Genomic DNA, 12,085 nt, shown 5'->3' with positions numbered 1-12,085 from the left:
GACTTTACTCTGGCCACCCTTCTTCTCGATGCCCACCATTCGCCCGCTTGCCCTCGCTCTTGGCTTCAGCCTGATCACGCTGCTGTCCGCCCCCGACGCCGACGCCGCTCGCAAGAAGAAGGCAGCCCCCAAGGCCCCGGCCGTGTCTGCGGCCTGCACCAATTTCTACGACTACGCCAACGCCAGCTGGCTCAAGGCCAACCCGGTGCCGCAGGCCGGCGCCGTGACCGCGCTGGGCCAGCTGTCCGAGCGCGCCCTGCAGCAGCAACGCGAATTGCTGGACGCGTCGATGAAGACGCCGCAGGGCAACGTGCAGAAGCTGCTGGGCGACTTCTGGGCCAGTGGCCTGGATGAGGCGGCGGTGGAGAAGGACGGTTCCAATCCGATCGCTCCCTTGCTGTCGCGTATCGACGCAATCAAGAAAGCCAAGGATGTGTCCGCTTCGATCGCCGCACTGCATCAGGTCGGCATCCCGGTCGGCTTCAACTTCGGCCCGGACGTGGACCTGAAGGCGCTCGACCGCCACATCGGCTACTTCATGCAAGGCGGCATGGGCCTGCCGGACCCGGCCTTCTACACCCGCACCGATGCCGATACCCAGGCGCTGATGGGCCGCTACCGCGCCTACGTCAAGCAGATCCTGGCGCTGACCGGCACCCCGGCCGACAAGCTCGACGCCGATGCCGCCTCCGTGCTGCAGATCGAAACCGCGCTGGCGCGTAGCGCGCAGTCGGTGCAGGGCATCAACAACCCGTTCAACAACTACGCGCCGATCGCCACCAAGGAGCTGACCAAGCAGTACAAGAACCTGCGCCTGGCCGACTTCCTGGAAGCGCAGGGCGTCAAGGACGACCTGGTGTCGATGGCCGACCCGGCGATGTTCAAGCAGCTCGACAGCATGATCGTCAGCATCAAGCCGGAGCAGTGGAAGGCCTACCTGCGCTGGCGCGTGGGCGATGCGATGGCGCCGTACCTGTCCAAGAGCTTCCACGATGCCGAATACCAGTTCCGCGGCCGTCTGCTGCGCGGTGATGCGATGCCGCCGCAGCGCTGGCAGCAGGTGCTGGACGCCATCAACGTGGCTGCCGGCCCGATGCTGGGTCGCGAATACGTCGCGCGCTACCTGAGCAGCGACACCCGCCGCCAGGCCGAGGCCATTGCCGACCAGGTGCGCGATGCGCAGCTGGCCGCGCTGGAGCGTACCGGCTGGGGCAATGGCGAAGCCGTCGCCGAAGCCAAGGCCAAGCTGGCCGCGATGAAGATCGAAGTCGGCGCGCCGCGACGCGATCTGGACTACACCGTGCAACCGATGGGCCGCGGCAGCTTCGGCGGCAACATGCTGATCGCCTCGACCTGGCGTCACCGCGAGGAAATGAAGCGCATCGGCAAGGGCAACGCAGACCGTCGCTGGGACGTGCTGCCGCAGCAGCCGGCAGTGGCCTACGACATCGCGCAAAACCGCCTGATCGTCACCGCTGCGGTGTTGCAGGCACCGGTGCTGACCACCGGCGGCACACCGGCGGCCCAGTACGGCGCCTACGGTGCACTGGTCGCGCACGAACTCACCCGCGCGATCGATGCTAAGGGCTCGCTGGTCGACGCCAAGGGCGAGCTGCGCAGCTGGTGGACACCTGCCGAAAAGAGCAGCTGGACCGAGCTGACCGGCAAGGTGGCCAACCAGTTCGCCGCCTACCCGTACCCGGGCGTGCCCAACGTCAAGGTCAACGGCGCGCAGACCGCCGAAGAGAACCTGGCCGATCTGGCCGGTGTCGAACTGGCCTGGCAGGCCTTCAGCAAGGCGCAACCGGCAGCCACCGAAGCCGACAAGCAGGCGTTCTTCACTGCCTGGGCCGGCCTGTGGGCACAGCAGTTGTCGCCGAACGAAGCGGTGCAGCGCGCAAGCGCCGACATCCGCGCACCGGGCCAGTGGCGCACCAACGGCCCGCTGTCCAACCTGCCGGAGTTCGGTGCAGCCTTCACCTGTAAGGCAGGCCAGCCGATGCAGCGCGTGGACGCAGAGCAGATCAAGATCTGGCGCTGAGCCCCGACACGATCGGCAGTACAGATCGGCAATAAAAAAAGAGCGCGGATTTCGCGCTCTTTTTTTGTCCCAGATATCCGTGACGGAAAATGCCTGCTCTGTTTTTCCGCTTGATCCGTTTCGGATTGATTTGCGTTTTGCTCAAGCCGTCGTTGCTTGATCTGCCTTTCGCCTGATCTGCTTTTCGCCTGATCTGCTTTTCGCCTGATCTGCCTATCGCCGGATCCGCTTTTAGCTCGACTCGCCTTCCGCTAGATCCGCTTTCTGCCTAGCCAAGCCTCTCTCCGGACCTGCATTTCAGCCAACTCGTTGCCTAATCCGCTGGTCGCTAGATCCACGATTGCCTTATCTACTTCCACCGCGACAAGCCGTCCGCCACCCTGCTCTCGTAGGAGCGGCCCTGGCCGCGATGCGGCCTTACCGGCCACCTTTAATCGGGCCTAGGGTCACTCCTACAACTCATGCCGACCCGGCAAACCGTCGCCCGACTCAGCGCACCACGCGCAGCGGCGGCTTGCGTCCCTTTCCGCCGCCACCCTTACGACCACCACTACCGCCAAACGGCGACTGGCCGCGCCAGTAGCGGATCATCAACCAGCCGAACAGCATGCCGCCCAGGTGCGCAAAGTGCGCCACGCCCGGCTGCCAGCCGGTGGCGCCGAGAAACAGTTCGATCGCGCCGAACACGATCACGAACGTGCGCGCCTTCATCGGGATCGGCGGAAATAGCAGCATCACGCGCTGCGTCGGGAACAGCATGCCGTAGGCCAACAACAGCCCGAACACGCCACCGGAAGCGCCCACCACCGGTGCACCACTCTGGGTAAACCACGCCATCAGCAGCTGGCAGAGACCAGCGCCAGCCACGCACACCAGGTAGTAAGTCAGAAAACGTTTCTGCCCCCAGGTCTGTTCCAGCGGCGCGCCGAACATGAAAAGCGCCAGCATGTTGAAGAACAGATGGTTGAAACCACCATGCAGAAACGCATAAGTCAGCAACTGCCACGGCATGAAGCTGGCGCCGGGCGAGAACGCATCAAAGCCGTTGGAAATCGGCCACAGCATGAGCCACGACAAGGTGGAGTCGGATGGCAACACCCCCGCCCCCAGATCGCCCAAGGCCCACTGCAGCAAGAACAAACCGATATTGGCGATCAACAGTGCTTTGGTGACGGGCGGCAATTGAGGCATGGCGGCATTCCTTCTGAATGCTGTCGATGATAACGGCAGCGTTATGAAGGACCCCACACGGCCGCATCCAGCCGCTGCGCGGCCGTGGCGCGGCGTACCCGCCCCTGCACCACCGGCACCCCCTCGGAACGCAGCCGCTGGCACTGCTCGTCGTAGCCGGGCGATCCCGGCGGCAACGCAATCCGGCCATCGCTACGAAGCACGCGATGCCAGGGTAGATCCGGGTCGTCATTGCCACTGAGCACACGCGCCACCATGCGCGCACGCCCAGGCAACCCGGCACGCGTAGCGACCTCACCGTAGCCGGCAACCTGACCGACAGGAATGGCGCGAATGACGTCAAGAATGCGCAGCCGTGCCTGCTCGCTTGAGAGCGCTACTGGCTTTTGAGAGGCAGGCTCTGCGGACTTGGCAGATGCAAATGGACGCAACGCGGGCTGGCGAGGTTTGGACATCCGGCAAGAATGCCAGCTGACGCGACTAAGGACAGCTAACAGCACGACTGTGCTCACCGCCAGGCGGGCGCGGCCGGCGCTCGATGCGGCATGTGCCACTCCGTACACACCGATTCTAAACGCGCCGTCCGCACCCACCTGACGACGGCTCGCGACGTTCTTTGAGCCGTCCTAAATGACAGCAGCGCCACGAAGCTTCTGCGACCGAGCGCGTTGCCCGATGCGTTCACGACGTAAAAACTCAAAAGCCCCTCTCCCGCCGGGAGAGGGGTTGGGGTGAGGGTACGGGCGAAGCCACACAGAGCCGAGCAAGCAAGGCATCAAGCAGTGCGCAACATTGAAAGCTGCGGCATCACAATCCATCTCTTGAGAGAAAGACTCAAAAGCCCCTCTCCCGCTGGGAGAGCGGTTGGAGTGAGTGTCCGTGCGAAGCCTCGGACATCCAAACAGCAAAGCGCTTAGAACCCGGCGCTACGTCGCATGAGCACATGGTCGGTATCGCCAAGCGCAGCGTCAGCGTTGCCTAAGCTCCCTTGCTGACCAACCGTGCCCCCAGCCACTCCCCGCCGGAGGGGGCCTAGTTGCGCTTCACGCTTCGCCTTTTGCTTCCACCTCGCGCTCCGCCTGCCTTACCTGCGCCGCTTCCATCCCTTCCCGCACGCAACTGAAGACGCCGTCGTTCATTGCGCAACACACGCCCACACATCAATGCATCAATGCATCAACACGATCTCTTCCGACGACGTGGGATGGATCGCCACTGTCTCATCGAAGTCGCGCTTGGTCGCGCCCATCTTCACCGCCACGGCAAAGCCCTGCAGTATTTCGTCGGCGCTTTCGCCCAGCAGGTGCACGCCGACCACGCGCTCTTCCTCGCCCACGCAGATCAGCTTGAACAGGCTGCGTTGCGGCGCGTCGGCCAGGGCATGCAACATCGGACGGAAGTTGCTGCGATACACGCGTACCGCGCCATCGTAACGCGCGCGTGCCTGCTCTTCAGTGAGTCCGACATGGCCGAGCGGCGGGTGCGAAAACACCACGCTCGGCACGCCGTCGTAGTCCATGCGCGCATCCGGTTGATTGCCGAACAGCCGATCCATCAATTTACGTCCGGCGGCAATCGCCACCGGCGTCAGCCCGACCTTGCCGCCAACATCGCCGATTGCATGGATGTTCGGCACACTGGTGGTCTGAGCATCGTCCACCACTACTTCGCCCTTCTCGCCCAGCGCCACACCCACCGTATCCAGACCCAGGCCTGCGGTATTGGCGCGTCGGCCAATGGCGAAGAACACCTTGTCGAACACATCGTTGCCCTGCTCGCGCGGGTGCGCCGGATGGCCATGCACGCGCAGCCCGCCCTGCGCATCGCGTTCGAGGGCAGTAGTGGTGAAACCGAAATGCAGGCGCACTCCCAAATGGCGCAGGTTGTCGGCCAACTGCAGCGTCAGTTCCGCATCGAAACGTTCCAGCAACCGGTCGCCCTGCACATAGAGATGCACGCGACTACCCAGTGCCTGCAGCAGGCCAGCGATTTCCACCGCGATATAGCCACCGCCGATAATCGCCACCTGCGCAGGTGCATGACAGAGATTGAAAAAGTCGTCCGAGACTTCGCCGTGTTCGGCGCCGTCCACGTTCGGGCGTAGCGGATGCGCACCGGTTGCGATCACGATGTGCTCGGCCGTCACCGGCACCCCATCCTCCCCCATGAGCGTATGGCGGTCCTGCAACACGCCGCGTTGCGGAATCAGCACCACGCCGTCTTCATCGAGTCGACGCCGATAACTGGCGTGGATGTTGGCGATATAGCCCTGCCGATGGGTGACCAGTTCCTGCCATGCCAGCGTCGGTCGCGGCACATCGAAACCGAGCGCACTAGCGAGCTCGATCTTGCCAGCCAGATCGGCCGCCAACCACATCGCTTTTTTCGGCACGCAACCAAGATTGACGCAGGTACCGCCTAATTCATTAGGCTCCATGATCGCCACGCGTGCGCCGTACTTTGCCGCGCGAAATCCGGCCGCCAGGCCGCCGGAACCGCCACCCAGAATCACCACGTCGTAGTCGTAGCGCGCACTCATGCAGGACGCTCCGAGTGGCAAAGGTGGAGCTCGCGCGCAGGCAGGCGGCGCGTCATCGGGTTAGTCATTGGTTGTTTGCTTTCAGTCCTGACACACAATCAGCTTAGCGTGAGGCAGCGGATCATTCGGTGAATATGCTGCCGAACTCCTCTTCGATCTTGTCTGGATCTCCGCCAATCTTCCGGAATGGGTCCTTGCTCCGGTAGGTATTGACGACAGTGTTCTCGATGTTCGGGAAGTTTTCTTCAAGAAATTCGCACGGCAGATGCGTTGCCCAGAAATTCCGCAGCGTTTCGCTCCTGAGGCCGTCCCAACCTTCCAGCTTGTTTTTGCCTTCGAAGCGCACCGAACGTAGCGTTGCGAGCTGCGAAAGTGATGAAACGTCGCCCGCAATACGACAGGAGACGAACTGCAAGACTTCAAGTGATTTGTAACGTGCAATCTCAGCGATATTCTTGATCGTTGACGCGATCAGGAAAAGCTTTCGGATAGGCCGGTCGTCGAACACGTGAAGCGACCCACTCAACCCGTGGATGGACAGACGCGAAAGCCTGGCCCAACTGCCGTTGAGCGAATGAAGCGTATTGCTTTTCCACCCAAGGTTTTCCCATGCTTCCAGCTTGGGAAAAAGCATTGGCAGCACAGGTCCAAACGATACCCCATGCGTCGTCAGCGCTTTGACATTCTTAAAGGTTTTGAACACGTCATAATCGAAGTCGTCGGCAAAGGCGCCTTCGCCCTGTATGCCGATCTCGACAATCGCGTCGCGTTTTTTCACCTTGCCAAAATCGGGGGAAAAATGCGCTTTCAGCTCGCCCTGCACGACGTCCTCAGGCGCGATCGAAAATCCGTCGCACGCATACGTATCGATGAGTTGGCTGTATTTTTCGAAGCCGCTCTTGTTGAACAACGCAATCCTGCGCGACGGTCCGTAGGATTTTTCCTGGATGATGACCCAAGGGCCCTCCATCAGGTTCTCCATCGCGCGCTCATCGGCCTCGAATAGAATTTCCACCATCCGGCTTTCTCCTTTCATCGAACGCAGCATGCGCACAACATACGCGCATCAGCGTGTGCGCTATTGCGCGCGCGCGTTGCCGCGCCACATCGGCGGCACCCGCAGATAGGTCACGCTACGCCACAGCCATTCAATCGGCCCGAAGCGGAACCAGCGCAGCCACAGCTGGCTCAACACCACCTGCAAGGCGAACAGCCCTACCGCGAATGGCAGTTGCCACACCCGCGGCAGCTGCTCGAAATATCCCAGCCCGTAGCTGTAAAACATCCAGGTACACAGCAACGACTGCAGCAGGTAGTTGCTCAACGCCATGCGACCGGCCGGCGCAAGCCAGGCCAGACGCGCAGCAAAGCGCACCACCCATGCGGCGTAGCCCAGGCTCATCAGCGGACCGGCCACCAACGCCAGCGCAAACGCGCCGGACAGGCGCATGCTCAACCGCGCCGGGTCCATCCAGGGTTCCATGGCATAGCTCAGCAACATCACGCCCAACCCAAGCGGCAAGGCGCCGTAACGCAGCACACGGAACAGCCGCGGGAAGCGTTCGGGCGCGGCAATCGCGCCGCTGCGCACGAACCAGCTGCCCAGCAAAAACATGCCGAGCATGGCCGGGCCGTTGATGCTCAGCCCGCTCATCGCTTCGCGCAGGTCATGCCAGCGCTGCGTGGTGGCCTGCAGATAGGTGCCGTGCCCAAGTGCGGCGCGCTGCGCCTGCACGTTGGCCACAGCCTGCCGCGCAACATCGGCCATCGCCGTTTTCCACTCCACTGCCGAAGCCGGGTCGGCCTGCATCAGCGCACCCGCAGCGCCGTACAACAGCACCAGGGCCGGCGCGCACAGGTAGACCAACGCGGCAAGCCACGGCAGCGTCACCGTCGGCGCATTGCGGGCGCCCAGCAGCAACACTGCCAGCATTGCGTACGTCACCAGAATGTCGCCGGACCACAGCAGCAGCGCGTGCGCCAGACCGATGACCAGCAAGCCGGCCGTGCGGCGCAGATACATGCCAAAAAACCCGCGTCCGGTGCGTTCGGCGCGTTGGGCCATGACCGCAAACCCCATGCCGAACAGCATCGAAAACAGCGTGTAGAACTTGCCCTGCACAAAGATGTAGACCAGCGCATCGGCAACGCGATCGGCGCCGTGCCAATGCGGCTCCACACCGCTGAGCGCCAGATCCAGCGGGCCGACGAAGGCCTCGATGTTCATCAGCAAGATGCCGAGCAACGCAAAGCCGCGCAGGACGTCCAGCACGACGATGCGCTCGCTCGCGGCAGTGGGAAACAGCAGATCGCGGTGTGTCATCGCAGCTCAGGCAACCGGATGCGGCGTGGCGCGCCGCAGAAAGCAGACGGCCCGCCGAAGGGGCGGGCCGTCAGGAAGACAGACATCACTGGCTGCGGCCAACACCAGGTTGCGCATCATCGCCAACCCGCTGTGGGTGGCATGCCGCCCTCAGCGTGCACGCGCGGCGTGCGCTGGTTGCCACGGCTGGGCGTACCCGGCCAGTGGCCACGCAGCGGTGTTGATCGTCGCGCTTAGTGGTGATGACCGCCGTCGCCGTGCACGTGCCCGTGGTCGCGCTCTTCCTGCGAGGCTTCGCGCACTTCGATGATTTCCACATCGAAATGCAGGTCCTTGCCGGCCATCGGGTGATTGAGGTCGACGTCGACCACGCTCATGCCGACCTTCTGCACGGTCACCGCACGCGGGCCGAAGTTGGTCTGCAGCACCACCTGGGTGCCCGGAATCAGCTTGGTCGCGCCGAAGTGCTTCTTGGGCACGCGCTGACTCAGGCCTTCGCGGTATTCGCCGTAGGCCTCGGTGGCCTTGACGTCCACGCCGAAGCTCTCGCCGGCTTCCTTGTCCATCATGGCCGCTTCCAGGCCCGGAATGATGTTGCCGTGGCCGATCATGATCGCCAACGGGTCACGCTCCTTGGAGCTCTCGATCGGCTCCTGGCCAATCTCCGAAACGGTGTAGTGGAAGCGGACGACGCTGTCTTTTTCGATCTTCATGCCTGGCTCTGAATGGGCTGCCCGGTGGCAGACGGTGGAAGACGGCTTGTCGGCCGCCGGGTGCGCCGCCATCATGGCGACCTTTCGAACCGCCCATTATCCCGGCTCCATGCATATCACGCCAGTTTTCGCCGCTCGCGCACATCGCGCCGCGGCCTGTTTGTTGCTGGGACTGCTCCTGCTGGGCGGTTGCACGCAGGCACCGGTCAAACGTCCGGCCGCCGCGTCGCCGCCGTCGTCACGCGTGTGGCCGCAGGTGCCGCCTGCAGATCCGGCTGCCGCCAACAACATCCTGATGCGCGCCCTGGGCCTGGTCGGCACGCCGTACCGGTTCGGCGGCAACACGCCGGAAACCGGTTTCGACTGCAGCGGCCTGGTCACCTATGTCTACAAGGATGTGCTGGCGCTGTCGTTGCCGCGCACTTCGCGCGACCTGGCCGCAATTCAAGGCCCGCGGATCGCGCCAGAGAAACTGGCGACCGGGGATCTGGTGTTCTTCGGCGCCGGCGGGAGCGTGAGCCACGTCGGCATTTATGTCGGTGAAGGCCGCTTTGTGCATGCCCCGACCACCGGCGGTACAGTCCGCTTGGATTTCCTCGATGGCGCGTACTGGCGTGACCATTATTCAGGTTCAAAGCGGGTTTTACACTAAAATGTGACGACCATCACAAGTAACCAAACGGAAATTTAACTTTTTTTGAACGTAACGATTCGTTCACCAAGGCATCATCCCGCATCGACAGCAGAATTGTGATTCCCGCGTGACGAACGACGAACAGATCAAAACTGGCGCCGCACCGCTTCCGCTCCGGAAACCGCTCCGCCTGCTATGCGCTACCGCTCTGTGGATTGCCGCACTGCCCGCTCTGGCGCAGACCGCCAATACCCCCCCATCCGCTGCACAGACGACCACGCCAGACAGCGCCGTCGCCGCCGAAAAAGCCGCAACCCGCAGCCGTGCTGATGCCGCTGCCACCGCTACGCTGGCTGCCCTGCTTCCGCATCTGGCCGCCAATGACGCCATTCCGCTGATGGACCGCTCGGCGATGTTCGCCGGAGACCTCAGCCGCCTGCTCGCCAATTACGATGTCTCGCAGAGCGCGGCCAATGCTGCGCAGAACGCCGTTGCCGACAGCCGCGTGCAGGTGATCCTGCAGCGTGCCATGGCCCTGCTGGGTACCCCGTACGTGTGGGGCGGCGAGTCCACCGAGGGCTTCGATTGCAGCGGCTTGGTCGGCTACGTCTTCAAGACCGCACTCGGCATCGACCTGCCGCGCGTCTCGCGCGACATCGCCCGCGATGAATCGGCCGAACTGATCAAGGACCCGAACGCGTTGAAAGCCGGCGATCTGGTGTTCTTCGGCAAGCGTGGCCGCATCGATCATGTCGGCCTGGTGGTCGGCGACGGCAAGTTCCTGCACGCCCCCAGCCGCGGCAAGGACGTGCGCGTGGATTCGCTGGCCAGTGGCTACTGGAGCGAGAAGTTCATCCAGGCGCGCCGGGTGCTGTAAGCCTGAGTGCTTCGAACGATTAAAAGAAAGCCGCGGCGAACCCGCGGCTTTTTTGTGTGCGTCGTCATCGAAACGGTCATGTGACTGCCCTATGGCAGCCGCTACCGCCAGCGTTGCCGCAATGGGACCTGATAAGCGCTCGCACGACAGCGCACCCTGTCCGCGGCACTGCGCGAATGGGTCCGGACAGCGCCTGTGCTTAGCCCGACGTATCGGCCCTGTAGTGCGCCATGGTGTCCTCGATGCCCTTGCTCAGCTCCATCACCTTGAGGGCGTACTCGGCCAGGCGCTGATCTTCGGGCGTGTCCGGCCGCCAGGAGGGGACTTCCACCGGCGTGACGCCGTCCGGATCCATCGCCACGAACACGATGATGCAATGGGTGCACAAGCGCGAGTCACCGCCCATCGGGCTGCGCGCACGCACATCGATGGCGAAATGCATGCTGCTGCGCCCGGTGTAGACCAGCTTGGCCGACACCGCGACCAGATCGCCGATCCGTACCGGCGCCACAAAGCGGATGCCGCCCACCGCCACCGTCACGCAGTAATGCCCGCTCCAGCCACTGGCCGCAGCAAAACCGACCTGGTCGATCCACTTCATCACCACGCCGCCATGCACCTTGCCGCCGAAGTTGACGTCGCTGGGCTCGGCCAGAAAACGAAATGTCAGATCACGCTGTTGGCCAATCACTGCACGCTCTCACCAGGGGATAGGCTGAAAGTGTGCCATGCGCGCGCGTTGAAGGGATTGGCCCCGCGCACGCGGATGCGCTGACGGAAAGCGCGGCTCTGCGCCTGCCTTGCAGGTCTCTTACACTCGCCGCACGTGATGACAAGACTCACACACACCGTAGGCGCGTCCCCCAGGACTTCGCGCGTGCTCGCTTATGCGCTCCGGAGCGGCCAGATCCTGGCCGGCCACCGGTCCCTGGGCAAATCGCACATCTGCAGCAAAGCGCGTGCAAGCCTGATCGAAAGTCACTTACTCTCGGCATCCGGGCAAGGCTGCCCGCAGCAGGAGGCAGCGCGTCATGTCGGACCGAAGACGATTCACCATCGAGCATGCAAGGCAGCATCTGGAACGCGACGGTTGGCCGCGCTTGCAGATGAGCGCCATCGTGTTGACCACGGCAACAGGCGGGCTGCTGGCCTCGTTCCTGCTGCGCAATGCCGGCGTCGATGCGATGGTGGTGCGCTACCCGATGGCGACGCTGGTCGCCTATGGCCTGTTTCTGCTGCTGATGTGGGCATGGCTACGCTGGCGCAACGACCTAGACGATGAACTGGCGGGCGACTGCGTCGACCTCGCCAGCAGCGAGACGCAGGACACCTCGGGATGGGCCGGCCACGGCGGCAACTCCAGTGGCGCGGGTAGGTCCGGCACATGGAGCACGCCATCCCGATCCAACTCGAATGTTTCGGGGGACGGCGCACTGCCGGATTTCGTCGATGGCGACGCCGGACTGCCGATCCTGGCGATAGTGGCAGTGCTGGCCGCCGCTGCAGTCGCAATCGTTGCTGCCGCCTGGGTGGTGTGGTCGGCGCCGGTGTTGATGGCCGAGCTTCTGGTGGACGCGGCGCTGGCAGGCGGGCTGTATCGACGCATGCGCGGCGTGCAGGCGCAAGGCTGGTGGTGGTTATGCGTTCGCCACACGCTGTGGCCACTGATCGGCGTGCTGACGTTTTTTATCGTGGTCGGCGCGGTCGCGCAGCACAAGGCGCCGCAAGCGACGACGTTGATGGAGGCCCTACAAGGGCGATGACGCC

The 12,085-nt window shown here is 63.5% G+C and carries 11 protein-coding genes and 1 other RNA gene; 5 read left to right on the top strand and 7 right to left on the bottom strand.

Features of this window, described 5'->3' with window-relative positions; genetic code table 11:
• Window positions 1–28: 28 nt before the first annotated feature.
• The gene (locus ASF90_RS11900; RefSeq protein WP_055849993.1) at window positions 29–2,041 is read left to right on the top strand and encodes a M13 family metallopeptidase; all 2,013 of its coding nucleotides are present in this window, start codon (window positions 29–31) and stop codon (window positions 2,039–2,041) included.
• 489 nt (window positions 2,042–2,530) lie between these two features.
• On the opposite strand, the gene ASF90_RS11895 is transcribed toward ASF90_RS11900, so the two are convergent.
• On the bottom strand, window positions 2,531–3,232 hold the full coding sequence (locus tag ASF90_RS11895; RefSeq protein ID WP_055849991.1) for a rhomboid family intramembrane serine protease: 702 nt from the start codon (window positions 3,230–3,232) through the stop codon (window positions 2,531–2,533).
• Between the two features lie 41 nt (window positions 3,233–3,273).
• Window positions 3,274–3,687: an MGMT family protein gene (locus ASF90_RS11890; RefSeq protein ID WP_055849990.1), complete on the bottom strand. Its 414-nt coding sequence runs from the start codon at window positions 3,685–3,687 to the stop codon at window positions 3,274–3,276.
• 90 nt (window positions 3,688–3,777) lie between these two features.
• Here ASF90_RS11890 and ASF90_RS22180 point away from each other — a divergent pair.
• Window positions 3,778–3,855, top strand: a non-coding RNA gene (locus ASF90_RS22180) — sX9 sRNA.
• Window positions 3,856–4,400: 545 nt separating this feature from the next.
• Here the strand turns inward: ASF90_RS22180 and gorA are convergent.
• From gorA to ASF90_RS11870, 4 genes are all read right to left on the bottom strand, one after another.
• Window positions 4,401–5,771, bottom strand: coding sequence for a glutathione-disulfide reductase (gene gorA, locus ASF90_RS11885; RefSeq protein ID WP_055849988.1), 1,371 nt, complete (start codon window positions 5,769–5,771; stop codon window positions 4,401–4,403).
• 121 nt (window positions 5,772–5,892) lie between these two features.
• Window positions 5,893–6,819, bottom strand: a complete 927-nt coding sequence (locus tag ASF90_RS11880) for a hypothetical protein (protein WP_055849986.1) — start codon at window positions 6,817–6,819, stop codon at window positions 5,893–5,895.
• Window positions 6,820–6,849: 30 nt separating this feature from the next.
• Window positions 6,850–8,094 carry a DUF418 domain-containing protein gene (locus tag ASF90_RS11875; RefSeq protein ID WP_055849984.1) on the bottom strand — a complete coding sequence of 415 codons (1,245 nt, stop codon included), beginning with the start codon at window positions 8,092–8,094 and terminating at the stop codon, window positions 6,850–6,852.
• 233 nt (window positions 8,095–8,327) lie between these two features.
• A complete protein-coding gene (locus tag ASF90_RS11870) occupies window positions 8,328–8,807 on the bottom strand; it encodes a peptidylprolyl isomerase (RefSeq protein WP_055849982.1) in 480 nt (159 codons plus the stop codon).
• On the opposite strand from ASF90_RS11870, the gene ASF90_RS11865 reads away from it, so the two are divergent.
• Together ASF90_RS11865 and ASF90_RS11860 are read left to right on the top strand one after the other, a co-directional pair.
• The gene (locus ASF90_RS11865) at window positions 8,806–9,459 is read left to right on the top strand and encodes a C40 family peptidase (RefSeq protein ID WP_193553003.1); all 654 of its coding nucleotides are present in this window, start codon (window positions 8,806–8,808) and stop codon (window positions 9,457–9,459) included. The two genes, ASF90_RS11870 and ASF90_RS11865, sit on opposite strands and share 2 nt — an antisense overlap.
• Before the next feature lie 196 nt (window positions 9,460–9,655).
• Entirely contained in the window at window positions 9,656–10,318 is a 663-nt protein-coding gene (locus ASF90_RS11860) for a C40 family peptidase (RefSeq protein WP_311238410.1), read from the top strand.
• 199 nt (window positions 10,319–10,517) lie between these two features.
• On the opposite strand, the gene ASF90_RS11855 is transcribed toward ASF90_RS11860, so the two are convergent.
• Window positions 10,518–11,009 (bottom strand): acyl-CoA thioesterase, encoded by a 492-nt coding sequence (locus ASF90_RS11855; RefSeq protein WP_055849978.1) that lies wholly within the window; start codon window positions 11,007–11,009, stop codon window positions 10,518–10,520.
• A gap of 340 nt (window positions 11,010–11,349) precedes the next feature.
• On the opposite strand from ASF90_RS11855, the gene ASF90_RS11850 reads away from it, so the two are divergent.
• Complete coding sequence (locus tag ASF90_RS11850) at window positions 11,350–12,081, top strand: hypothetical protein (protein WP_055849976.1); 732 nt, start codon at window positions 11,350–11,352, stop codon at window positions 12,079–12,081.
• Window positions 12,082–12,085: the final 4 nt, after the last annotated feature.

Source organism: Xanthomonas sp. Leaf148 (genome assembly GCF_001423585.1).
In the GTDB taxonomy this organism is placed as follows: Bacteria; Pseudomonadota; Gammaproteobacteria; order Xanthomonadales; family Xanthomonadaceae; genus Xanthomonas.
This window is presented reverse-complemented; position numbering and strand designations above follow the sequence as displayed.